The sequence below is a fragment of the Streptomyces sp. NBC_00654 genome (assembly GCF_026341775.1).
Classification (GTDB): Bacteria; Actinomycetota; Actinomycetes; order Streptomycetales; family Streptomycetaceae; genus Streptomyces.
In genome coordinates, this window is record NZ_JAPEOB010000001.1 from 1,934,235 (window position 1) to 1,956,934 (window position 22,700).

Below are 22,700 nucleotides of genomic sequence, written 5' to 3' on the forward strand. Positions count from 1 at the left end.
GTTCTGATCCTGAATGAACGGTTCCGGGATCGCTTCCGAGCCGTTCTGGACAGGCCCTACGCGTCCCGCTTCTTCAGCAACACGTACCCGCCGAGCACCGCCAGCACCACCCACCCGACCATGATCCCGAGCCCGCCCCAGGGGCCGTACGGCGCCGGATCGCTGTTCATCGCGTCCGGGAGCACCTGCATGATCTTGGAGCCCGCCTGGTCGGGGAAGTACCGGGCCACGCTCTTGGCACCCGGGACCGCCGACAGGATCTGGGAGACGAGGAAGAAGAACGGCATCAGGATGCCGAGCGACAGCATGGAGCTGCGCAGCATCGCCGCCACTCCCATGGAGAAGATCGCGATCAGCCCCATGTAGATGCCGCCGCCGAAGACCGCCCGCAGTACGTTGTCCGCGCCGATGTCCGTGCGGTGGTCGCCGAGCAGGGCCTGGCCCAGGAAGAACGAGATGAAACTCGTCGCGAGTCCGACGGCCAGAGCCAGTACCCCGGCCACCGCGATCTTGCTGAAGAGGAACGTGCCGCGCTGGGGCACGGCCGCCAGCGAGGTGCGGATCATGCCGGAGCTGTATTCCGTACCGACCACCAGCACCCCGAAGACGACCATCGCGAGCTGGCCGAGGATCATGCCCGAGAAGCTGACGAAGGTCGGGTCGAAGGTGGCGCGCTCCAGGTCGGAGAGATTGTCGAACTGGGAGTTCATCACCGCGCAGAGCGCCGCGCCCATCGCGACGGTGACGCCGAACGCGCAGATCAGCGTCCAGGTGGTCGAGGAGACCGTACGGATCTTGGTCCATTCCGCATTCAGGACCGCGGGTACCGATGCCATCGTCGTCACGCCCCCCTGCCGTCGCGGGAAGCGCCCCGGCCGCCCCGCTGGTTCCACTGCTCGCCCCAGCCCGCACCCACCGGCGGTGGCGGGGCCCCGTCCCGTTCCGAGTGCGCGTGGTACTCCACGGAGCCCGCGGTCATCTGCATGAACGCTTCCTCCAGCGAGGCCCGCTGGGAACTCAGCTCGTGCAGGACGATCTGGTGGCGCGCGGCGAGCTCACCGAGTGCGTCGCTGGTGGCGCCGTCGATCTCCAGGGTGCCGTTCCCCGACTCGACCGCGACGAAGCCCTCCGCGTGCAGCACGTCCCGCAGGCGCTCCTGCTGCGGGGAGCGCAGCCGTACATAACTGCGCGAGTTCTCGTGGATGAAGTCGGCCATCGAGGTGTCGGCGAGCAGCCGGCCCTGGCCGATCACGATCAAATGGTCGGCGGTCAGTGCCATTTCGCTCATCAGATGCGAGGAGACGAAGATCGTCCGGCCCTCGGACGCGAGGGTCTTCATCAGATTGCGGATCCAGTGAATACCCTCGGGGTCCAGACCATTGACCGGTTCGTCGAACATCAGGATCTCGGGATCACCGAGCAGCGCGGACGCGATACCGAGCCGCTGGCCCATACCGAGGGAGAAGCCCTTGGACTTCTTCTTCGCGACCGCGCTCAGCCCGACCGTGTCGAGAACCTCCGCGACCCGGCTCTCGGGGATGCGATTGCTCTGCGCGAGACACAGCAGATTGTTGTACGCGCTGCGACCGCCGTGCATCGACTTGGCGTCGAGCAGCGCTCCGATGTACTTCAGCGGTTCTTCCAGCTCGCGGTAGTGCTTGCCGTCGATGCGCACCGATCCGCTGGTGGGGTTGTCGAGATCGAGCATCATCCGCATCGTCGTGGACTTGCCCGCCCCGTTCGGGCCCAGGAAGCCGGTCACCATCCCCGGTCTGACCTGGCAGGACAACTGGTCGACGGCGACCTTGTCGCCGAATCGCTTGGTGAGTCCGTCAAGCTCGATCATGCGTTCACGCTAGAACGGCCGCGCGCCCGGCGCCACCACAAGGGCGGAACCGGGCGCGCGACGGGGTACGGCTGTCCTACCGGGGGTCAGCGGCCCTGCTGAGCCGGCACACCACGGGTGGCGGGCTCGTCGTCCACCGGCGAACCGGCGGCGGCCACCGCGGCACCCGTCAGCGTCGCCAGCATCTCGCGGACGTTGGTCAGCTGGGCGTTGATCGAGTCGCGGCGGTTGGTGAGCGCCGCCAGCTCGCGCTCCGATTCGCTGCGGATCCGGTCGGCCTTGGCGTTCGCGTCGGCCACGATGTCCTCGGCCTGGCGCTGCGCGGTCTCCACCGTCTGACGGGCCCGGCGCTCGGCGTCCGTACGGAGCTTCTCGGCCTCCAGGCGGAGCTGCTCGGCGCGGTGCTCGATCTCGGCCAGACGCTTCTCGGCCTTGGCCTGACGGGACGCGAGGTCGCGCTCCGACTGCTCGCGGCGCTTGGCGAGGTTCGTCTCGAAGTCCGCCGCGGCCTGGGCCGCCTTGGCGCGGGTCTCCTCGAAGAGGGCGTCCGCCTCCTCGCGCTTGGACTGGGCGTCCTTCTGCGCCTCGGTGCGCAGCGTGGTCGCCTCGCCCTTGGCCTTCTCGACGATGCGAACGCCCTCGTCCTCGGCCTTCGCCTTGCGCTCGGCGGCGAACGACTCGGCGTCGTTGCGCACCTGCTGGGCGGCCGACTCGGCCAGCTCGCGGTGCTGCTCGGCCGCGCGACGGGCCTCCTCACGCAGGTCCTTGGCCTCCTCCTCGGCGAGGCGGAGAATCTTCTCGACACGCGCACCGAGCCCGGCGTACGACGGCTCCGCGTCGTTGACCTGGGCCTGGGCGTTCTGCGTTTCGAGGTGGAGCTCCTCGATGCGCTTTTCCAGAGAGGTGATTCGGGCCAGAGCACTATCACGGTCGGCGACGAGCTTGGTAATGCGGTCGTCCACCTGACCGCGGTCGTAACCACGTCGCACGAGCTCGAAGCCGAAGGGGGAGGAAGGGTCGCTCATGGGTTTCCTGTCGAATGAGACCGGTGAGGTGTTAGGGGGAATCCTAGGGGCCTGGGCGGCGTGTCAGCGTGCAGAAGCCGGTTTGATCTGGAGAATGACACCCCTTTTGAGTGGCTGACCCCCGGAGCGCTTGCCGCTCAAAGGATTGAATGTCCATGACGAAGCACGGGACATGACGGACCGGCTACCCCTCCGAGGACTTGCCGCCGGACCGGGTACCCGCCGCCGCCGTGGCCTTGGCGCCTCCTGGGGAGCCGCCGTTGGCCGGCTTCCCGCCCCCTGCCGGTGTCTCGAAGGACTCCAGCGCTTCGAGTACGTCCTGGACACGGGAAATCTCCGTATTGATGTCCTTGCGCCTGCGCACCAGCACATCCAGCTCCCGCCGGCCCTCGTCGACCATCTGCTTCGACTCCGACTCGGCGTCGGCGCGCAGCTTCTCGGCCTGGCGGACCAGCTCGGACTTCTTGGCCTCGGCCTCCTTCAGGAGCGACTCGGCACGCTTCACCGCGGCGATCCGGACCTTGCTGGCCTCCGAATTGGCGTCCGCCAGCAGCTCCTTGGCCTTCGATTCGGCCTCGTCGCGCTGTTCGGTCGCCGCCTTCATCAGGTTGTCGACGCGCTCGCCGGCGGTCTTCATCTGCTCCGAGGTCTCCCGGCGGGCCCGCTCGTGCAGCTCCTCGATCTCGCTCTCCAGCCGGGTCCGCAGCTCCTCGGCCCGGTCCCGGATCGCGGTGGCGTCGCGCCGTGCGCCGACCAGCAGTTCGTCCGCGTCCGTACGCGCCCGCTCCACCAGGGTGTTGCCCTCGACCGTCGCCTCGGACGTGATCCGCACGGCCTCCTTGCGGGCCGCGCCGACCATCGTGTCGGCCTGCGCCTCGGCCTCGGTGGCGGAACGGAGCGCCTCCTCCTGGGCCTTGCCCACGAGCTGGTCGGCCTGCTCGGCCGCGTCCGCGCGCCGCTTCGCCGCGGCCTCGCGCGCCTCGTCGAGCACCCGGTCCGCCTCCTGGCGGGCCTCGGCGCGCAGCTTCTCGGCCGCCGACTCCGCCTCGGCGCGCAGCTGTTCGGACTCCTCGTGGGTGCGGGCCGCGTGCTCCCGCGCCGAGCCGAGGGTCTCCGCCGCCTCCGCGCGCAGCCGCTCCGCCTCGTCGGTGGCCTCCGCGACGACCCGGTCCGCCTGGGCGGCCGCCTCCGTACGGCGCCGCTCGGCCTCGGTAGTGGCCTCGCCGACGAGCTGGTTGCCCGCGTCGGTGGCCTCGGTACGGATCCGCTCGCTCTCGGCCGTCGACTCGCCGATGAGCCGGTCGGACTGGGCCGCCGCCTCCGAACGGATGCGGTTGGCGTCCTGACGGGCCTCGGCACGGGCGCGCGAGGCGTCCTGCTCGGCGGAGGCGAGCGCGTCGGACGCCTCGGTACGGACCCGCTGGCTGTACTCCGAGGTGTCGGCGCGCACCCGCTCCGACTCGGCGATCGCCTCGGAGACCGTACGCTCGGCCAGCGCCTTCGCGGCCTCGGACTCCTCGGCCGCCACCCGGCGGACGCGGTTGGCGTCCTCGGTGGCCCGCTCGCGCTCGGCGTAGGCGTCCGCGCGGACGCGGTCCGCCTCCTCCTGCGCCTCGGTCCTGGTCCGGTCCGCGGCGTGCTCGGCGGTGGAGCGCAGCCCGGCGATCTCCTCCTCGGCCTGCTCCTGGAGACCGGCGACGGAGTCCCGTACCTGCTGGGCCGTCTGCTCGGCCGCGGCGACCAGCTCGGTCGCCCGGGAGTCCGCCTCCGCGGCGAGCCGCTGGGCCTCGGCCTGGGCCTCCTCGACCCGCTTGCGGGCGGAGGCGAGCAGCTCCTCGCTCTGCTCGCGGGCCCGGACGCGCTCCTGCTCGGCCTCGGTGCGCGCCGCTCCCAGGGTCTCCTCGGCCTCCCGGCGACGCCGGTTGGCCTCCTCCTGGGCGGCCGACAGCGCCTCGGCGGCCTCGGTGGCGACCCGCTCCGCCGCGGCGGCTGCCTCGGCCCGCACCCGGTCGGCGCTCTCCTGCGCCTCGGACTTGAGCCGCTCCGCCTCGGCCGCCGCCTCGCCACGCAGCCGTACGGCGACGTTCTCGCCCTCCGCACGGGCCTGCGAGGCGTCGGCCGCGGCCTCGTCGCGCAGCCGCTCGGACTCCGTCTCGGCCTGCTCCTGGAGCGTACGCAGCCGCTCGGCGGCCTCGGCCCGCAGCCGCTCGGACTCCTCGTTCGTCTCGCGGCGGATGCGCTCCGCCTCGGTACGGGCCTCGCTCAGCGCCTCCTCGGCGGTGGCGAGCCGGGCCTCGGCCTCGGTGCGCAGCCGGGCCAGCTCCTCGGCGGCCTCGGACTGCCGGGCGGCTACCGCGCGCTCGGTCTCCGCCCGCAGCTCCGCCGCCGCCTGTTCGGCCGCGGCGGTGAGGGACTCGGCCTGCTCCTCGGCCTCGGCCCGGAGCTTGTCGGCCTCGGCCCGGGTGCGCTCCAGGGTCTCCTCGGCCTGCTTGCGCAGGGTCGCGGCGCGCTCGGCCGCGTCGGTGCGCACCCGCTCGCTCTCGGTGCCCGCGGAGGTCCGCAGCTCATCGGCGTCCGACCTGGCCCTGGTCAGCAGCTCCTCGGCGGTGCGGGCACCCTCCTCCAGCTGCTGGACGGCCTCCCGGCGGGCCTCGCCGCGGATCCGCTCGCCCTCGGCGACGGCCTCGGAGCGCAGCTGCTCCGCCTCGCCGCGCAGCCTGCGGGCCTCCTCCTGGAGCTCGACCGTCTTGGCCCGGTACTCCTTGGTGTCGTCCTTGGCCGCGCCCTTGAGCTGGTCGGCCTGTTCGGCGGCCTCGCCGCGCAGCCGGTCGGCCTCGGCCTCCGCCTCGCGGCGGATCCGGTCGGCCTCCTCGCTCGCCGCCGCGGTGGTGGACTTCGCGTCCTCGGACGCCTTCGTCAGCACCTCCTCGGCGGTCCGGGCCGCCTTGGCGAGCTGGGCCGCGGTGTCCTCGGCGGCCGTGGTGCGCGCCTTCTCGGACGCCTCGGCGACCACCCGCTCGGCCTCGGCGCGGGCGTCGGCGAGGGCCTGCTCGGCCTCCTCCTTGAGCGCTTCGGCGCTCTTGGTGGCCTCGCCGACCAGCCGGGCGATCTCGGACTTGGCCGTACGGGTGCGCTGCTCGTTCTGCGACTCGGCGCCGGCCAGCCGCTTGACCGCGGCCTCCTTCGCCTCGGAGAGGATCTTCTCGGCCTCCAGCCGGGCTTCGCGCAGCTGGGTCCCGGCCTCCTGGAGACGCTGTTCGGCCGTCCGGTTCAGCTCGGTGGTCTGCTGCCTGGTCTGCTCGGTCTCGGCGGTCGTCGAGGTCCGCAGCTGCTCGGCGTGGCTGGCGGTCTCCTGCGCCTGCGCCGAGGCCGAGGTCACCAGACGCTCGGCCTCCCGGCGGGCGCGCAGCAGCAGCGTCTCGGCCTCGGACCGGGCCGCCTCGGACTCCGAGCCGAGGCGCCGGCGGGTCTCGTCGGCGAGCCGGGTCGCCTCGTTGCGCGCCGCCGTCAGAGCCTGCTCGGCCTCGGCGCGGGACTCGTCGAGGAGACGGCGGGCCTGGGACTCGGTGCGGGCCCGGAGCTGCTCGGCCCAGGCGACGTTCTCGTTGACGTGGGACTCGACGGTCTGGCGGCGTTCGGCCAACTCCTGGTCGAGCCGCTGCCTGCGCTGGACGGCCTCCGTGTGCAACTCGGCCTGGAGTCTGGCCTGGTGCTCGGCGTGTTCCTGAAGGATCCGCTGGGTCTGCGCGCGGGCGTCACGGAGCTCACGCTCGGCGTCGCTGCGCAGCTGGTCCGCCTGGACCTGGGCGTTGCGGAGCATCTGCTCGGCCTGGTAGCCGAGGTCCGCGCTGTCGTACGCGGGACGGGTCGCGAGATTGCGCCGGGCCTCGTGCAGCTTGGCACGCAAGACCTCGACCTGGTAACCGAGGTCCTCGGCGTGCTGGACGGCCTTCTCCCGGTCGGTCTTCAGCCGGTCCATCTCGGCTTCGAACCGCGAGAGATGGTCGTCTTCAGCTCGGTGGCTCTCCTGGCGTTCGTAGCCCCGCACTGCGCGGTCCCATCCGTCCCCTGGTCGCAACTCTCCAAACGAGCACCGTTCGCCGGCGAACGGTCCCCCGGGGAATGGTGACAGACAAACGAAGGAGACGCGGCGCGGCCCCGACCCGGCCCCGGCCCGGAACCGCCCACTCTACCGGCCCAGGTATGCGGAGGTCAGTGCTCCGTCCGGGACGTGACCAGTTCGGTGAGCACACCGTGGCAGTCCTTCGGGTGCAGAAACGTGATCCGGGACCCCATCGACCCCGTCCTGGGCTCGTCGTAGAGCACCCTGACACCCTTCTCCCGGATGTCCGCGGCGTCCTGGTCCACGTCCGCGGTCCCGAAGGCGATGTGGTGGACGCCCTCCCCGTTCTTCGCCAGCCACTTGCCCACGGCCGAGTCCTCCCGGGTCGGCTCCAGCAGCTGGAGGTAGGAGGCCCCGCCGTCCGAGGTCCCGTTGATCCTGAGCATGGCCTCCCGGACGCCCTGCTCCTCGTTGATCTCGGAGTGGTACACCTCGAACCCGTACGTGGCCCGGTAGAACTCCACCGTCGTGTCGAGGTCGAAACAGGCGATCCCGATGTGGTCGATTCGCGTCAGCATGGAACCAGTGCAGCGCCCCGGACATGGTTACGCAACGTGCGCGCCATCACACCCGTTGCCGGATGACGGGCGGGGTACCGCTCAGTACATTCGAGTAAACCCTCGTTCACATACAACCCCAAGGGGCCGTGCCCATGTCAGGAACGACCGGTACCACCACCTCAGTGATCGTCGCGGGCGCCCGCACGCCCATGGGCCGTCTCCTCGGCTCCCTGAAGAGCTTCTCCGGGGCCGACCTCGGCGGCATCGCCATCAAGGCCGCGCTGGACCGGGCCGGCATCGGCGGCGACCAGGTCGAGTACGTGATCATGGGTCAGGTGCTCCAGGCCGGGGCGGGGCAGATCCCGGCCCGCCAGGCCGCGGTCAAGGCCGGCATCCCGATGAACGTTCCCGCGCTCACCGTCAACAAGGTGTGCCTGTCCGGGCTCGACGCCATCGCGCTGGCCGACCAGCTCATCCGCGCCGGTGAGTTCGACGTCGTCGTCGCCGGCGGCCAGGAGTCGATGACCAACGCCCCGCACCTGCTGCCGAAGTCCCGCGAGGGCTACAAGTACGGCGCGATCGAGATGCTCGACTCCATGGCGTACGACGGTCTGACCGACGCCTACGAGAACATCCCGATGGGCGAGTCCACCGAGAAGCACAACAGCCGCCTCGGCCTGGACCGCGCCGCCCAGGACGAGATCGGCGCCCAGTCCCACCAGCGGGCCGCCGCCGCCCAGAAGAACGGCGTCTTCGAGGCCGAGATCACCCCCGTCGAGATCCCGCAGCGCAAGGGCGACCCGGTCCTCTTCGCCAAGGACGAGGGAATCCGCGCCGAGACGACCGTCGAGTCCCTCGCCCGGCTGCGCCCCGCCTTCGCCAAGGACGGCACCATCACCGCGGGCACCTCCTCGCAGATCTCCGACGGCGCCGCCGCGGTCGTCGTCATGAGCCGGGCCAAGGCCGAGGAGCTGGGCCTGGACTGGATCGCCGAGATCGGCGCCCACGGCAATGTGGCGGGTCCGGACAACTCGCTCCAGTCGCAGCCCTCCAACGCCATCCGGCACGCGCTGAAGAAGGACGGCCTGACCGTCGAGGACCTCGACCTGATCGAGATCAACGAGGCGTTCGCGGCCGTCGCCGTCCAGTCGATGAAGGACCTCGGGGTCACCTCGGACAAGGTCAACGTCAACGGCGGCGCCATCGCGCTCGGCCACCCCATCGGGATGTCCGGCGCCCGCGTGGTGCTGCACCTGGCCCTGGAGCTGAAGCGGCGCGGCGGCGGCACCGGCGCGGCGGCGCTGTGCGGCGGCGGCGGTCAGGGCGACGCGCTGATCATCCGCGTTCCCCGGTAGATCCCGGCGTATCCCGCTGGGGACGCCTTCCGGCAAGGAACACTCGTAACCCCGAGAACGAAGTGAACGGAGCGGTGATGGTGGACGTCCCCACCCTGGTCGAGCAGGCGCGGCAGGGCAGGCCGCGGGCGGTGGCCCGGCTCATCTCGCTGGTGGAGGGGGCGTCACCGCAGCTGCGGGAGGTGATGGCGGCGCTGGCCCCGCTCGCGGGCCACGCCTACGTCGTGGGGCTCACCGGTTCGCCGGGCGTGGGCAAGTCCACCTCGACCTCGGCGCTGGTCTCCGCCTACCGCCGGGCCGGCAAGCGGGTGGGGGTGCTGGCCGTCGACCCGTCCTCGCCGTTCTCCGGGGGCGCGCTCCTCGGTGACCGGGTCCGGATGTCGGACCACGCCTCCGACCCGGGCGTCTACATCCGCTCCATGGCCACCCGCGGCCATCTGGGCGGTCTGGCCTGGTCGGCACCGCAGGCGATCCGGGTGCTGGACGCGGCGGGCTGCGACGTGATCCTCGTCGAGACGGTGGGCGTCGGCCAGTCGGAGGTGGAGATCGCCTCCCAGGCCGACACCTCGGTCGTGCTCCTCGCCCCGGGCATGGGCGACGGCATCCAGGCGGCGAAGGCCGGAATCCTGGAGATCGGCGATGTGTACGTCGTCAACAAGGCCGACCGGGACGGCGCGGACGCCACCGCCCGCGAGCTCAACCACATGCTCGGCCTCGGGGAGGCGCGCGGCCCCGGCGACTGGCGGCCGCCGATCATCAAGACGGTCGCCGCCCGCGGCGAGGGCATCGACGAGGTCGTCGAGGCCCTGGAGAAGCACCGGGCATGGATGGACGAGCACGGCGTCCTGGCCGAGCGGCGCACCGCGCGGGCGGCCCGCGAGGTCGAGACCATCGCCGTCACCGCCCTGCGCGAACGGATCGCCGATCTGCACGGCGACCGGCGCCTGGACGCCCTGGCGACCCGGATCGTGGCGGGCCGCCTCGACCCGTACGCGGCGGCCGACGAACTCGTGGCGGGCCTCACCGGCGAATCCTGACGGCTCCCCGGGGCGGCGTGCGGGCCGCCCCGGGAACCGCCGCGCGGCTCGCCCCGTCCCGTCCGGTGACAGTGAAACCTTTGACTGACGGTTCATCAGTCACGGGACGGGGGCGTGCCGTTCGCCGTACGGGTGGAAGCCTGCCGGTCGGGCGGCGCGCGTGGCAGGATGCCACGGGACGCGCGCGGGGGCCGCGCGCCAGCCGTGCGCACCAGGGGGGAAGCGACGCATGCCGGGGCCGCTGCGGGAGGACTCGCCGAGACGGATCGGGCCGTACGCGATACGGGCCAGGCTCGGCGCGGGAGGCATGGGCGAGGTCTACCTCGGGGTACGGGACGAGGAGACCGGAGCGGCCGCCCGCGGGACGGACGCGCCGGGCGGCGCCGAACCCGTCGCCGTCAAGACCGTCCGCCGCGACGTGGCCGGTGACCCCGGCTTCCGTACCCGCTTCCGGCGCGAGATCACCCTCGCCCGCTCCGTCACCGGCCCCCATCTCGCCCCGCTGCTCGACGGCGACGCCGACGCGGAGGTGCCCTGGCTGGCCACCGGCTATGTGGCGGGCCCGACCCTGTCGGCCGCGGTGCGCCGCTCGGGGGCGCTCGGCGAGGAAGAGGTGCGGATGCTCGGCGCCGGGCTCGCCCGTGCGCTGGCGGCCGTGCACACGGCGGGCGTGGTGCACCGCGATGTGAAGCCGGGCAATGTGATGCTCGCGTCGGACGGCCCGCGGCTCATCGACTTCGGGATCGCCCGGGACACCGGCGCCACGGCGCTCACCACCACCAGCCGCATGGTCGGCAGCCCCGCCTTCATGTCCCCGGAACATGTCGCCGGCGGCGGACGCGTCACGTTCGCGTCCGACATCTTCTGCCTGGCCTCCGTGCTCTGCTACGCCGCCACCGGGCGGGACCCCTTCGGCGACGGGCCCCTGGCCGCGGTGCTCTACCGGATCAAGTACGTCGAGGCCGATCTCGACGGCGTACCGTCCGCCCTGCGCGGTGTCCTCGCGGACTGTCTCGTCGCCGGCCCGGAGGACCGCCCCACCGCCGCCGGACTCGCCGCGCGCCTCGCCCCGGACGCGGCCGTGGGCTGGCCCGGACCGGTGGCGGAGCACATCGCCGAGCACGAACGCGAACTGGCCGCACTCCGGGCCCTGGACGGCCCCCTGCTCCCGCCGTACACCCCGACGCAGGCCGCCACCGGCAGCAGGACGCCCGCCGATCAACTGCCCACCCAGGGACCGGGACTTCCCCGGGATCCGGGTCCGGACCCGGACCGGGAACAGCCCCCCGGCCCGGCCGCCTCCCGGCCCCCGCTGCCTTCCTGGGGCCGGTATGTGCGCGCCGCGGTCATCGCGCTGGTCCTGGCCGGCGCAGCCACCGGCGGGCTGCTCGCGCTGCGCGACGGGGAGCCGGGCGGAAACGGTGGACCGGAGGGCTCCGGAGGCGGACCCGCCCAGGTGCTCGCCGGGATCGACGCCCAGGGCGGGCCCGACGGCTCCGGCACCGTCCCCTACGGCCGCGAGGTCCGCCCCACCGGCTGGAAGCCGTGGCGGGGCAAGCTCTCCGCCGCCCCGCTGGGCTGCGCGGCGGGCCGCTACGCCGTGGTCTGCCGCCGGACCGACGGATCGTACGAGGCGCTGTCGGCCGCCGACGGCAGGAAGCTGTGGGACTACGCGGCCGAGGAGGAGGGCAATGCCCCGGGCGCCCGGGTCAGCCCGACCGGACAGTTCTTCATGCCCGGCGGCTCCACGAGGCCGGCCATCCACGGTGACACCGTCTTCCTGGCCGCCGGGAACCGGCTGCTCGCGCTGGACTCCCGTACGGGGAAGACCCGTTGGGAGAGCCGGACCGGTGGGGCGTACTGGCTGGACAGCACTCCGGCGGTGGCCGACGGGCTGGTGTTCGCCGACATCGGCGACACCCCGTACGGCGCGCGGGTGGCCGCCTTCGACGTCCGCACCGGCAAGGAGAAGTGGCGCAAGCCCCTCGTCGGCGAGGACATCGCCAAGGCCGAGTGGTACGACTACTGGCCGCTGGCCACCGAGGACGGGGTGCTCTACATCCTCGGCCAGGACGGGGTGCGTGCGCTGCGGACGAAGGACGGCGAGGAACTGGGCCGGGCCACCGACGAGAACGCGTCCCGGTGCCAGGACGCGCTCGTGCGCCTGCCCGTCGTCTACTGCTCGGCCTACTCCTCCATCAAGGACGGGGCGGACCTCACCGTGTACCGGCTCCGGGCGCCCTCGCTCAAGCTGACCGGAGAGGTTCCCGTCCCGCCCGGACCGGCCGTCGCCACCGGACTGACCTTCGCCACCGGGCTGGTGGCCGTCGACGACGACGTCATGGTCCTCCGGCGCGGCAGCGCGCCCTGGGAGGGGGACGACGGGAACGCGGCGGAGATCGTCGTGGCCCCGCGCGACGGCGGCACCCCGCTCGGCCGGTACCCCCTGGACCAGGACGCGGGCGACGGCCGGCGCAATCCGGTCTCCGCCCCGGTGATCGTCGCCGACACCGTCGTCTGGGCGGACAGCACCACGCTCTACAGCGTCCCGCTGAACGGCGCCTCCACGCCCGGGAAGCTGCGCAGGACCCCGCTCAAGGGCGCACCCGGACCCTCGGTCCCGCCCGAGTACGACGAGCTCGATTGGGGCGTCCAGTTCGACCAGGAACTGCTGCCGCCGGAGATCCTGCCGGTCGGCGGTGCCGTGTACGTCCTGTACGACCAGGGCACCGTCCTGTCCGTGCCGCTGCCGGGACCGGCCGCGTCGTGATCGAACCGCTCGCCCCCGGCGCCCGTACCCGGGTCGGCCCGTACCGGCTGCTCGGCCTGCTCGGCGCGGGCGGGATGGGGGAGGTGTTCCTCGCCCGGCCGGGCGACCAGGTGACCGCGCCGGGCGATGATCCGCTCGCCGGGCTGGTCGCGCTGAAGACCGTGCGCGACGGGCTCGACCTCGACGACGGGTTCCGGATCCGCTTCCGCCGGGAGATCGCGGCGGCCGGAGCGGTCCGCAGCCCGCACTCGGCCGCGCTGGTCGGCGGGGACGCGACCGGGGCGCTGCCCTGGCTCGCCACCGAGTACGTCCCGGGCCCCTCGCTCGCCGAGGCCGTCTTCCGTACCGGGCCGCTGCCCGAACCGGTGGTACGGGCGGTGGGTTCGGGGCTGGCCCGCGCGCTGGCCGACATGCACGGGGTACGGGTGCTGCACCGCGACCTGAAGCCCGGCAATGTGCTGCTCGCCGCCGACGGGCCCAAGGTCATCGACTTCGGGATCGCGCAGGCCTTCGAGGCCACGCAGCTGACCCGGACCGGTGTGGTGGTCGGCACTCCCGGCTACATCTCGCCCGAGCACGTCAACGGTTCGCAGGCGCTGGTACCGGCCTCGGACGTGTTCTGCCTGGGGGCCGTGCTCGCGTACGCCGCGTCCGGGCGCGGCCCCTACGACGACCCCGACGTGGCCGCCGTCATCTTCCGCATCGCCCATGGGGAGCCCGAACTCGGCGGTGTGCCGGAGCGGTTGCGTCCGGTGATCGAACGCTGCCTGAGCCCCCGGGCCGAGGACCGGCCGACCCCGCAGGAGCTGGCGTGGCTGCTGCGGCCGGGGGAGTACCCGGACCCGTTCCCGTGGCACGACGCGGTGCGCGGGACGTTCGCCGCGTACGCGGAGGAGGCGCGCGCGTGCGCGCGCTCGGCCGCCGCGGAGCCGCCGCCCGCCGTGGCGCCCGCCCCCGTACCGCCCGTTGCCCCGCCACCCGCACCGCCCGCACCGCCTGTTCCCGCAGATTCGGCGCGGCCCCGGCGGCGGGTGCTGTGGACCGCGGTGGCCGCCGTCGCCGTGGCGCTGTGTGTGGTGCTCGGCGTCGTACTGCTGCCGGGGCTGCTGGACGGCGGGAAGAAGGGGAACGGAGCCGGTGGCGGCGGCGGGCCCGGGGCGTCCGCCTCCGCCTCGCCGTCCGCCCGGCCGGACTCCGCCACGGTCGTGCCGGGCGCGGACGCGGGGCAGACCGACGACTTCGGGGAGCGGGGCGCCGACCGCGCGGTCCGGCCCGCGGGCTGGAAGCCGTGGACCGGGCGGAAGGGCACCGGCGAGTACGGCTGTGCGCTGTCCGGGGCCACGCTGGTCTGTTCCGGCGAGCGCGGGGTGACCGCGCTGGCGGCGGCGACCGGTGTCCAGCGGTGGAACGTCCCGGAGAAGACCCCCGTGGCGGCGGGCACGGCCGGCCGCTCGATCGCGGCGGTCGCCGACGGCATCGTGTACGCCTTCCTGCCGGAGGCGCTGGTGGGTCTCCGCCTCACCGACGGCAAGGAGGTGTGGCGCAGACCGATGCGGAAGGGGTACCTGGGCACCGGGTCCGTGTACGCGGACGGGGTGGTCCACTATGTCTCGCAGATCCGGGGCGGCTCCACGGGCCGGCTGGTCGCGCAGCAGGTGACGGGCACGGAGCGGAAGGAGAAGTGGAGTGTGGAGTACAGCGAGTTCCAGTTCTCCCTGCTGGCCGCCGAGGGGCGGGTGGTGGCGGTCGGGTCGGACATCGAGGTCTTCGACGCGGAGACCGGAGAGCGGCGGCCGGGGGTCGTCCAGGGCGACCTCTCGTGCGGAGAGGCGGTGCTGCGGAAGGCCGAGCTGCTCTGTCCGGGCGAGGACGGCATCACCGTGATCGACATGGCGGCTCCCGCCCGGCGCAGGACCCTGGCCCCGTCGATGGCCCATGTCCACAAACCCGCCGTCTCCCGGGACGGCACCGTCGTGGTCTCCGCGCCGGGGCAGACGCGCGCGTTCCGGCTCTCCGACGGCAAGGAGCTCTGGCACCACGTCTCCGACCTGGCGCTCGCGGGCCGTACGTCGGTCTCGGGCGACACGGCCCTCGTCACCGACGGGCAGGTGGTGGACGGCTTCGCGCTGGACGCCGACGGCAGCGTCGACAGCCCGGAGCGCAAGCTCCTGAACGGCCCGCTCGGCGACGGTTCCCGCCTGATCGCCTCCGGGGACGTGCTGTATCTGTCCTTCGACAACGACGGGACGGTCCTGTCCGGCTTCACGCCCTGAACCCCGGCGGTCCGGGGTCCGGGGCGTGCGGGGCGTCCGCTCAGCTGTCGTCGCGGTCGTCGTCCCGGTCGTCCCGGTCGTCCGCGCGGTCGTCGTCCCGGTCGTCGTCATCCTGGTCCACCGTGACCTTGCCGTTCTTCGCGTCGACGCGCAGCTCGTGGTGCTTGCCGTCCTCGCCGGTGATGTCGATGTCCCAGCGCAGAACCTCGCGCCCGCGGCCGTCGTCGTCATCGTCGTCGTCCAGGTCGACGGAGGTCACGCTGCCGGGCGCGGTCCTCAGCGCGGACTGGACCGCGGAGTTCAGCGAGACGGAGGCCGACCGGGGCGCGTGCCGGTCGCGGTCGTCGTTGTCGTCGTCGCGGTCGGTGAGCACCGTGCCGTTGCGGGCGTCGACGGTCACGTCGTGCCAGACCTTGTCGGCGCCGAACACATCCAGCTCCCAGACGTCGCGGTCGTCGTCATCGTCGTCGTCCAGCTCGGCCCCGGTCACCTTGCCGGGCACGCTCTTCAGCGCGGCGGCGATGGCGTCGTCGAGGGTGACCCGGCCGTCGCCCCGCAGCGCGGCCTGGGCGTCGTCCCCGCCGGTGGTGATCGTCTTCGGAGCCGTACCGCCGCTCGTGCTCGTGCTCCCGTCGCGGCGGTCGCCGTCGTCGTCCGCGAAGGCCATGGTGGCGGCCGCTCCGCCGCCGATGAGCACGGCCGCGGTGACGGCGGCGATGGTGATGTTGCGCTTCATGAGGTTCCTCCCCGAGGGATGGGCCGGTTCGACGTGACCCACACTGCCGGGGCGATGCTGAACGCAGCCTGAAGCCACCTGAAGCCGTCTTCAGCTCCGGTTTGCGACCCTGTGCACATGCGCCTGTTGATCGTGGAGGACGAGAAGCGACTCGCGGTGTCCCTGGCCAGGGGGCTGACCGCCGAGGGCTTCGCCGTGGATGTCGTGCACGACGGCCTCGAAGGCCTGCACCGGGCGGCCGAGGGCGTGTACGACCTCGTCGTCCTGGACATCATGCTGCCGGGCATGAACGGCTACCGGGTCTGCGCCGCCCTGCGCGCCGCGGGCCACGAGGTACCGATCCTGATGCTCACGGCGAAGGACGGGGAGTACGACGAGGCGGAGGGGCTGGACACCGGCGCCGACGACTACCTGACCAAGCCGTTCAGCTACGTCGTGCTGGTCGCCCGGGTCCGCGCGCTGCTGCGCCGCCGGGGCACCGGCAGCGCCTCGCCCGTGCTGACCGTCGGCGCCCTGCGGATGGACACCGCCGCCCGGCGGGTGCACCGGGGGGAGGCGGAGATCGCGCTGACCGCCAAGGAGTTCGCCGTACTGGAGCAGCTGGCGCTGCGGGCGGGCCAGGTGGTGAGCAAGGCGGACATCCTGGAGCACGTCTGGGACTTCGCCTACGACGGTGACCCGAACATCGTCGAGGTCTACATCAGCGCCCTGCGGCGCAAGCTCGGCGCCGCGTCCATCCGTACGGTGCGCGGCGCCGGCTACCGGCTGGAGGCGCTGTGAGATCCGTACGGGCCAGGGCCGCGCTCGGGGCCACCCTGGTCGTCGCCCTCGCGCTGATCGGCGCCGGGCTCGCCGTCCTCATGGTGCTGCGCGCCAACCTGACCGACCAGGCGGACCTCCAGGCGGAGGTGGCCGCCCGCGAGGTGGCCGGGCAGCTCGCCCTCGACACGGCGTACGACGCGCTGGACCTGGAGGACGAGGAGGACCACCCGGTCCAGGTGACCGACGAGGACGGCCGGGTGGTGGCCGTCTCCCAGGACCTGGAGGCGATCTCGGGGACGGGCTCCGATGTCGTCCGCCCGGCCCCCTCGGCCCCGGCCGGCACGTCCGGCGATGACGACGACGATGACAGCGGCGAGGACGGGGACGACGACAGCGGCGACCCGGCCCGCGGCGAGGTGTCCTCCGACGACCCCGACTTCAGCAATGGCACCGCCACCGTCGACGGCCACGCCGCCGACTACCGCTTCGCGGCCGTCGAGGCGACCACCTCCGCCGGGGTGACCCTGACCGTGCACGCGGGCGCCCCGCTCGCGACCGAGCAGGAGGCCGTGGGCACCGTGCGCGGCGCCATGCTGACGGGGCTGCCCGTGCTGCTGGTCGTCGTCGCCGGGGTGACCTGGCTGGTGACCCGCAGGGCGCTGCGGCCGGTCGAGGGTATCCGCCGGGAGATGGCCGCGATCACCGCGTCCGAGGACCTCAGCCGCCGGGTGCCGGAGCCCGACTCCCGTGACGAGATCGCCCGGCTGGCCCGGACGACCAACGAGACCCTGACCGTGCTGGAGGCGTCGGTGGACCGTCAGCGGCGCTTCGTCGCGGACGCCTCGCACGAGCTGCGCAGCCCGATCGCCTCGCTGCGCACCCAGCTGGAGGTGGGCGCCGCCCACCCGGAGCTGCTGGATGTGCCGGGCGCGGTCGCGGACACCGTACGGCTTCAGGTCCTGGCGGCCGATCTGCTGCTGCTGGCCCGGCTGGACGCGGGGGAGAAGCCGGGGCGCACACCGCTGGACCTGGGCGCACTGGTGCGCGAGGAGGTCTCCCAGCGCGTCGGCGACCGGATCCCGGTGACGGTCTCGGTGCCGGAGGAGGGCGCGTACGGGGTGAACGGTTCGCGCGGTCAGCTGGCGCGGGTGATCGGCAACCTGCTGGACAACGCCGAACGCCACGCGGAGGGGCTGGTCGCGGTCTCGGTGAGCGGTGCCGGCACAGGTGCCGGTGCCGGAGTGAGCGTCGAGGTGCGTGACGACGGGGCGGGTGTCCCGGAGGACGAGCGGGAGCGGATCTTCGAGCGGTTCGTCCGTCTCGACGACGCCCGCAGCCGGGACGACGGCGGGGCCGGTCTCGGCCTCGCCATCGCCCGGGACGTCGCGGCCCGCCACGGCGGAACACTGACGGTGCACCGGGCGGCGGAGGGCGGCGCGCTCTTCCGGCTGCGGCTGCCCGCCACCGGGCCGTGACGAGGCTCGCGTGGCGGGGCCCATGACGCGGCCCCGTGACGACGGTGCCGTGACGACGCTGCCGTGACGACGGTGCCGTACGCCGTCCTGCCCCGCCGCCCTGCCCGCCCGGGTGCTACGCCTTTCCGCGCCGTCCGCGCAGATGCTCCGCGACCGGTGCCAGCGCCGCGTGGAGGTCCGCCAGGGCCTCGGGGGACAGCAGGTCCATGAAGTGCTTGCGCACCGAGGCGACATGGTGCGGCGCGACCTTCTGCATGGTCTCGGCGCCGAGCGCGGTCAGTACGGCGTACAGCCCGCGGCGGTCCGACTCGCAGTTCGTGCGGCGGACCAGCCCCGCGGTCTCCATGCGGGTGATCTGGTGCGAGAGCCGGCTCTTGGACTGCAGCGTGGCCGCGGCGAGATCACTCATCCGCATGCGCTGGTCCTCCGACTCGGAGAGATTGACCAGGATCTCGTAATCGTTGTTGGTCAGGCCGAACGGCTGGAGGTCCTTCTCCAGCTGATGCATCAGCAGCCTGCTGACGTCCAGGTGGGTGCGCCAGGCGCACTGCTCCGCGTCGTTCAGCCAGCGCGTGGCCGTCTCGGTCTCCATATATGGATTCTACCTAAGAAGTTGAAAGCCGGACGAAAATAAGGGATGTGATGCCCGGCACCGCCGGGCATCAGGGCCGGGACCGTACCCGGAGGCCGTGCCCGGAGGCCGGTCGCAGACGTTCGACGTCACACTCCGCAGACTACCGCTCACAAACCGAAGCGCCGCTGGAGGTCCCCCAGCTGGCCGGGCAGACGGGGGGTGGAGCCGGGTTGACCGGAGCCACCCGGACCACCCGCACCACCGGGCACGCCCGCCTGCTGCGCAGTCGCCCCCACGGCCCGCTCGGGCATCAGCACCTCGGTCGACTGGAGCAGTACCGTGCCCGCCCCGACGAACTCGAACTGGTGCTCCTCGCCCGACGCGCCGCCGATTCCGGTCAGTGACCGCAGCCCGCCCATGATCCCCGACATATAGCCGTGGTCGTAGTGGTGGCAGGGCGAGGGGCAGTCGGCCCAGCCCACCAGCGCCTGCGGATCGACCCGCAGCGGCGGCTCCATGAAGACCACCGGGCCGTTGGACGCCGCCACGAACTTCCCCGTACCGATCAGGGTCACGAAGCCCGGCACGATCGACTGCTTCAGCGCCAGCGTCGGCTGGTAGGCCAGCAGATTGCCGGAGCGGATCGTCAGGTTGCCGTTCTCCAGGTCGTAGGAGTTCACATCGAAGGCCCGGTCCGCGAGCAGCATCTTCCCGCTGCCCTCGGCCACCACCCAGTCGCTCGCGTGCAGGGGGGAGTGGAAGCTCGTACGGACCAGCCGCTCGAAGCGGCCGTGTCCGATCCCGTTGAACTCGATCCGCCCGTAATAGGCGATCATCTTTCCCTTCTGGAGGAACCACTGGCTCCCTTTGAGTTCCACACAGAAGGTGTACGCGTTGACGTTGTCGTCCGACGGCAGCGTCATCGGGTCGAGGACCACGGGCGTGCTCACAGCTTCTCCTCCGACGCCTGGACGTACACCGCGCCACTGCCGCTGAGCTCCAGCTGGAACGCCTCGCCGGAGCCGCGCCCCACCATGTCCCGCCAGCCGAGCGCGGTGGAGAGCTTGTTCCTCACGTCCCCGTGGTGGGCGACGTACGCCTGCGGATCCACGTGCACCTCCCGGCCCGGCACGATCGGCAGCTCGATCACCCCGCCGTGCGCCATCACCGCGACCGCGCCGTGTCCCTTCAGCGTGGTGGTGAACAGCCCCTGCCCGGTGACCTGCCCGCGCACCATGCCCATCACCCCGCCCTGCGAACCCATGAACATCGTGCCCTGGTCGAGGGTGCCGTCGAAGGCGAGCAGCCGGTCGGCCTCCACGTACAGGGTGTCGCCCTCCAGGTCGATCACCTGGATGTGATGGCCGCCGTGGCCGAACATCACGGTGCCACTGCCCTCGACCGTCATCAGCGGGGTCGCCTCGCCCGCCACCCGGCGGCCGATCATCGAGGAGATCCCGCCGCGGCCGCCCTGGAGGTTCGGGGTGAACGACACCTCGCCCCGGTAGGCGAGCATCGCGCCCCGCTGGCTGTACAGCTTCCGGCCGGGAACCACCGTGGCCTCGACCATCTTCGAGTTGATCTCACGGAACGGCATCAGACATCGCCCCCGACCGTGTTCCGCTCGCTCGGCTGTACGTAGACGAGCCCGTCGCCCTCGAAGCGGATCTGGAACGCCTCGCCGGACCCCTCGCCCATCAGCGTGCGGAAGTTCACCCCGGACTGGAAGTGCTGCTGGAGGCTGCCCTGATGGGCGATGTAGGCGCCCGGGTCGACCGTGAGCGGGTACTGCGGTGTCACCCGCAGCAGGACGGCCGAGCCGTCCGACACGATCGCCGCCTGGCCGGTGCCCTCCACCGTGGTGGTGAACAGCCCGTTGCCGCTCGCCCCGCCGCGCAGCCCGGTGAAGGTGGTCCCGGTGCGCAGCCCGGCGTCGGCGGCGAGCAGATTGCTCGCCTCGACGTACAGCTTGTCGCCGCGCAGCGAGACCAGGTTGATCTCGCTCGCCCGGTCGGCGAAGTAGCAGGTGCCCTGCCCCTTCACCTCCATCACGGTCATCTGTTCGCCGGTCAGCCGCCGGGTCACCATGCCGCGGACGCCCTCACCGCCGCCGGACATCTTCTTGAACGCCATCCGGCCGTCGTACGCGACCATCGAGCCGTTCTTCGCCTTGACGGCATCGCCCGTCAGATCGACGGCGAGCGTCTTGCTCCCCTGGAGCCGGAACATTGCCACGGTGCGACGGTAGCCGCACCGGTGGTGGCCGGACCAGTGCCCCGGGTCCCGAACCGCCCCCGACAGGCTCTGGGCGGACCCCGATGGGCGGCGACGGGTGATCCGGATGTCCGGCGGTACGTGACCTGGCACACGGACCGGCCCCCGGGGCCGGGAGCGCGGGGCGGCGATGCCACAATGGGCAACGCTTGTGCCTGCGTTCACAAGCCGTCACGACCCTCCCACCGAAGGTGCCCCCGTGGACATCAAGACCGCTACCGCCCTGCACCGGCTGCGCCTCATCTCGATTCCCGAGGCGCTGTCCTTCCCGGCCCTGATCCTCTTCGGCTCGATCCTCAGCCGCGTCTCGGACATCGACTTCCTGATGATGCCGCTCGGCATCCTGCACGGTGTGCTCTTCGTGATCTACGCCGTGCTGCTGCTCGACGTATGGGCCAAGACCAAGTGGCCGCTGAAGCGCGTCGCCCTGTTCTTCGTGCTGTCGCTGCTCCCGTTCGGCGGGCTCTACGGCGACAAGCTCCTCAAGCGGTACGAGGCCGACGGCGCCATCGCCGCCCGCGCCCGCCGCGAAGGGGTGGTCAGCGCGTGATCGTCGCCTTCTCGGTCTCCCCGCTGGGCGTCGGCGAGGACGTCGGTGAGTACGTCGCCGATGCCGTACGGGTCGTCCGCGAGTCCGGACTGCCCAACCGCACGGACGCCATGTTCACCTCCATCGAGGGTGAGTGGGACGAGGTCATGGACGTCGTCAAGCGCGCCGTCGCCGCCGTCGAGGCCCGCGCGGGGCGCGTCTCCCTGGTGCTGAAGGCCGACATCCGCCCGGGTGTCACCGACGGTCTGACCTCCAAGGTGGAGACGGTCGAGCGCTATCTGGCGCCCTGACGCCCACCCTCGGAGCCGTGCTCCGCGTCCACCCGACGAGCCCCCGGTGCCACACGGCCGGGGGCTTCGCGCGTCACGCGCTCACCGGCACGGGCTCACCGCGAGCCGCTCACCGTCACGTGCTCACGGAGACGCCGCCAGCGCGATCCCGAGCGGGGTGCGCTCGTAGAGCACCTGATGCCCGTACCGCCGCGAGACCAGCAGCCCCGCCCCGCGCAGCACCGACAGATGCGCCGATACGGAGGAGGGGGCCAGGGCGAGGCGGTGGGCCAGCGCGGTCGTCCCGGCCGGCTCGTCCAGCGCGCACAGCACCTCGGCCCGCACGCGGCCGAGCAGCCGGGCGAGGGCGTCGGGCGTCCGGTCACCGGCCTCGCTCCACAGCCCGCCGATCCCGCGCGCCGGATAGATCACCGCCGGCAGCCAGGGCTCCTCGTACCCCCCGACCACCTCCGGCCAGACGAAGGCGCTCGGCATCAGGACGAGCCCCTGCCCGCCGAGGACCCGGGCGTGGTTCCCCCGGGTCCCGACGATGGTGAGGGTGGACCGCGTCCACCGCAGCCGCGGACTCAACTCGCTCAGCAGCCGCTCGAAGCCGATCTCCGCCAGACGCCGTGAGTGGTAGGCGATATCGGCCTCCAGCAGGGCACGCAGCCGCGGCCAGTGCGGCTCGACCAGGGTCCGCCACGCCCGCTCCAGCAGATCGGCCAGCTCCCGCACCGTCCGTGCGGGATCGGCCAGCATCCGCTGCCCGGCGGCGGAGGCCAGGCCGCCGGGCCGGTCCGCCAGGGCCAGCGCCATGTCCGCCCGCGCGACCTCCGGGTCGACCGACCGGACCCCCGCGATCTCCTCCTCGAACGTGGCGAGGGGGCCGAGCGGCGGCGGGCAGATGAAGTCCGGATTGTGGCCGCCGTCCGGCATGAGCTGCCAGAGCGGCGAGAGGTCCAGTGCCGCGGCCTCGTCGCGGATCCGCCGCAGCCAGGGCAGGTGGTAGCCGTGGCGGTAGGCGCGGTCCAGGGTGCGCACGGCCTCCTGGGTCTCCCAGAGCGGCGAGAGTGCGAAGCGGCAGCGCCCCAGGTCCGCCTCGTCGAAGTGCAGTTGGAAGGGCATACC

19 protein-coding genes are annotated in these 22,700 nt (G+C 72.6%); 8 read left to right on the forward strand and 11 right to left on the reverse strand.

Going from position 1 to position 22,700, the window contains the following annotated elements:
- Window positions 1-56 precede the first annotated feature (56 nt).
- From OHA98_RS08505 to mce, 5 genes are all read right to left on the reverse strand, one after another.
- Window positions 57-836, reverse strand: a complete 780-nt coding sequence (locus OHA98_RS08505; RefSeq protein ID WP_266923920.1) for an ABC transporter permease subunit — start codon at window positions 834-836, stop codon at window positions 57-59.
- A 5-nt stretch (window positions 837-841) separates the two neighbouring features.
- Window positions 842-1,846 (reverse strand): ATP-binding cassette domain-containing protein, encoded by a 1,005-nt coding sequence (locus tag OHA98_RS08510; protein WP_266923921.1) that lies wholly within the window; start codon window positions 1,844-1,846, stop codon window positions 842-844.
- Window positions 1,847-1,932: 86 nt separating this feature from the next.
- The gene (locus tag OHA98_RS08515; protein WP_266923923.1) at window positions 1,933-2,871 is read right to left on the reverse strand and encodes a cellulose-binding protein; all 939 of its coding nucleotides are present in this window, start codon (window positions 2,869-2,871) and stop codon (window positions 1,933-1,935) included.
- Window positions 2,872-3,055: 184 nt separating this feature from the next.
- Complete coding sequence (gene scy, locus OHA98_RS08520) at window positions 3,056-6,919, reverse strand: polarized growth protein Scy (protein WP_266923925.1); 3,864 nt, start codon at window positions 6,917-6,919, stop codon at window positions 3,056-3,058.
- A 164-nt stretch (window positions 6,920-7,083) separates the two neighbouring features.
- Entirely contained in the window at window positions 7,084-7,512 is a 429-nt protein-coding gene (mce, locus tag OHA98_RS08525) for a methylmalonyl-CoA epimerase (protein WP_266923927.1), read from the reverse strand.
- Between the two features lie 134 nt (window positions 7,513-7,646).
- Here mce and OHA98_RS08530 point away from each other — a divergent pair, with 134 nt between their 5' ends.
- The 4 genes from OHA98_RS08530 (at window position 7,647) to OHA98_RS08545 (ending at window position 14,929) form a co-directional block, all read left to right on the forward strand.
- Window positions 7,647-8,849: an acetyl-CoA C-acetyltransferase gene (locus OHA98_RS08530; protein ID WP_266923929.1), complete on the forward strand. Its 1,203-nt coding sequence runs from the start codon at window positions 7,647-7,649 to the stop codon at window positions 8,847-8,849.
- Between the two features lie 77 nt (window positions 8,850-8,926).
- Window positions 8,927-9,886 (forward strand): methylmalonyl Co-A mutase-associated GTPase MeaB, encoded by a 960-nt coding sequence (gene meaB, locus OHA98_RS08535; RefSeq protein ID WP_266923931.1) that lies wholly within the window; start codon window positions 8,927-8,929, stop codon window positions 9,884-9,886.
- A gap of 229 nt (window positions 9,887-10,115) precedes the next feature.
- Window positions 10,116-12,656 carry a protein kinase gene (locus OHA98_RS08540; protein WP_266923933.1) on the forward strand — a complete coding sequence of 847 codons (2,541 nt, stop codon included), beginning with the start codon at window positions 10,116-10,118 and terminating at the stop codon, window positions 12,654-12,656.
- Window positions 12,653-14,929 carry a protein kinase gene (locus OHA98_RS08545; protein ID WP_266923935.1) on the forward strand — a complete coding sequence of 759 codons (2,277 nt, stop codon included), beginning with the start codon at window positions 12,653-12,655 and terminating at the stop codon, window positions 14,927-14,929. The genes OHA98_RS08540 and OHA98_RS08545 overlap by 4 nt, the downstream gene beginning before the upstream one ends.
- A gap of 40 nt (window positions 14,930-14,969) precedes the next feature.
- On the opposite strand, the gene OHA98_RS08550 is transcribed toward OHA98_RS08545, so the two are convergent.
- Window positions 14,970-15,665: a PepSY domain-containing protein gene (locus OHA98_RS08550; protein ID WP_266923937.1), complete on the reverse strand. Its 696-nt coding sequence runs from the start codon at window positions 15,663-15,665 to the stop codon at window positions 14,970-14,972.
- Window positions 15,666-15,782: 117 nt separating this feature from the next.
- Here OHA98_RS08550 and OHA98_RS08555 point away from each other — a divergent pair, with 117 nt between their 5' ends.
- Window positions 15,783-16,445 carry a response regulator transcription factor gene (locus OHA98_RS08555; protein WP_266923939.1) on the forward strand — a complete coding sequence of 221 codons (663 nt, stop codon included), beginning with the start codon at window positions 15,783-15,785 and terminating at the stop codon, window positions 16,443-16,445.
- Window positions 16,442-17,902, forward strand: coding sequence for a HAMP domain-containing sensor histidine kinase (locus tag OHA98_RS08560; RefSeq protein WP_266923940.1), 1,461 nt, complete (start codon window positions 16,442-16,444; stop codon window positions 17,900-17,902). The genes OHA98_RS08555 and OHA98_RS08560 overlap by 4 nt, the downstream gene beginning before the upstream one ends.
- Before the next feature lie 115 nt (window positions 17,903-18,017).
- Here OHA98_RS08560 and OHA98_RS08565 read toward each other — a convergent pair whose 3' ends face one another.
- The 4 genes from OHA98_RS08565 to OHA98_RS08580 all read right to left on the reverse strand — a co-directional run bounded on the left by OHA98_RS08565 (window position 18,018) and on the right by OHA98_RS08580 (window position 20,705).
- Window positions 18,018-18,494, reverse strand: a complete 477-nt coding sequence (locus OHA98_RS08565) for a MarR family winged helix-turn-helix transcriptional regulator (RefSeq protein WP_266923942.1) — start codon at window positions 18,492-18,494, stop codon at window positions 18,018-18,020.
- A gap of 149 nt (window positions 18,495-18,643) precedes the next feature.
- Window positions 18,644-19,426, reverse strand: coding sequence for an AIM24 family protein (locus OHA98_RS08570; protein ID WP_266923944.1), 783 nt, complete (start codon window positions 19,424-19,426; stop codon window positions 18,644-18,646).
- Window positions 19,423-20,073 carry an AIM24 family protein gene (locus OHA98_RS08575; protein ID WP_266923946.1) on the reverse strand — a complete coding sequence of 217 codons (651 nt, stop codon included), beginning with the start codon at window positions 20,071-20,073 and terminating at the stop codon, window positions 19,423-19,425. Before OHA98_RS08575 ends, OHA98_RS08570 begins: the two co-directional genes overlap by 4 nt.
- Complete coding sequence (locus tag OHA98_RS08580; protein WP_266927807.1) at window positions 20,073-20,705, reverse strand: AIM24 family protein; 633 nt, start codon at window positions 20,703-20,705, stop codon at window positions 20,073-20,075. The genes OHA98_RS08575 and OHA98_RS08580 overlap by 1 nt, the downstream gene beginning before the upstream one ends.
- A gap of 244 nt (window positions 20,706-20,949) precedes the next feature.
- Here OHA98_RS08580 and OHA98_RS08585 point away from each other — a divergent pair, with 244 nt between their 5' ends.
- Both OHA98_RS08585 and OHA98_RS08590 read left to right on the forward strand, forming a co-directional pair.
- Window positions 20,950-21,300, forward strand: a complete 351-nt coding sequence (locus tag OHA98_RS08585; RefSeq protein ID WP_266923948.1) for a DUF3817 domain-containing protein — start codon at window positions 20,950-20,952, stop codon at window positions 21,298-21,300.
- Window positions 21,297-21,590 carry an MTH1187 family thiamine-binding protein gene (locus OHA98_RS08590; protein ID WP_015611413.1) on the forward strand — a complete coding sequence of 98 codons (294 nt, stop codon included), beginning with the start codon at window positions 21,297-21,299 and terminating at the stop codon, window positions 21,588-21,590. Before OHA98_RS08585 ends, OHA98_RS08590 begins: the two co-directional genes overlap by 4 nt.
- Before the next feature lie 123 nt (window positions 21,591-21,713).
- On the opposite strand, the gene OHA98_RS08595 is transcribed toward OHA98_RS08590, so the two are convergent.
- A complete protein-coding gene (locus tag OHA98_RS08595; protein ID WP_266923950.1) occupies window positions 21,714-22,697 on the reverse strand; it encodes a DUF5937 family protein in 984 nt (327 codons plus the stop codon).
- Window positions 22,698-22,700 lie beyond the last annotated feature (3 nt).

Excerpts from the sequence above, each read along its gene's own strand:
- OHA98_RS08510 (WP_266923921.1), bottom strand. The coding sequence starts at position 1,846 with ATGATCGAGCTTGACGGACTCACCAAGCGATTCGGCGACAAGGTCGCC.
- OHA98_RS08565 (WP_266923942.1), bottom strand. The coding sequence starts at position 18,494 with ATGGAGACCGAGACGGCCACGCGCTGGCTGAACGACGCGGAGCAGTGC.
- OHA98_RS08530 (WP_266923929.1), top strand. The coding sequence starts at position 7,647 with ATGTCAGGAACGACCGGTACCACCACCTCAGTGATCGTCGCGGGCGCC.
- OHA98_RS08515 (WP_266923923.1), bottom strand. The coding sequence starts at position 2,871 with ATGAGCGACCCTTCCTCCCCCTTCGGCTTCGAGCTCGTGCGACGTGGT.
- OHA98_RS08555 (WP_266923939.1), top strand. The coding sequence starts at position 15,783 with ATGCGCCTGTTGATCGTGGAGGACGAGAAGCGACTCGCGGTGTCCCTG.
- OHA98_RS08505 (WP_266923920.1), bottom strand. The coding sequence starts at position 836 with ATGGCATCGGTACCCGCGGTCCTGAATGCGGAATGGACCAAGATCCGT.
- OHA98_RS08595 (WP_266923950.1), bottom strand. The coding sequence starts at position 22,697 with ATGCCCTTCCAACTGCACTTCGACGAGGCGGACCTGGGGCGCTGCCGC.
- OHA98_RS08580 (WP_266927807.1), bottom strand. The coding sequence starts at position 20,705 with ATGTTCCGGCTCCAGGGGAGCAAGACGCTCGCCGTCGATCTGACGGGC.
- mce (WP_266923927.1), bottom strand. The coding sequence starts at position 7,512 with ATGCTGACGCGAATCGACCACATCGGGATCGCCTGTTTCGACCTCGAC.
- OHA98_RS08540 (WP_266923933.1), top strand. The coding sequence starts at position 10,116 with ATGCCGGGGCCGCTGCGGGAGGACTCGCCGAGACGGATCGGGCCGTAC.
- meaB (WP_266923931.1), top strand. The coding sequence starts at position 8,927 with ATGGTGGACGTCCCCACCCTGGTCGAGCAGGCGCGGCAGGGCAGGCCG.
- OHA98_RS08575 (WP_266923946.1), bottom strand. The coding sequence starts at position 20,073 with ATGCCGTTCCGTGAGATCAACTCGAAGATGGTCGAGGCCACGGTGGTT.
- OHA98_RS08550 (WP_266923937.1), bottom strand. The coding sequence starts at position 15,665 with ATGAAGCGCAACATCACCATCGCCGCCGTCACCGCGGCCGTGCTCATC.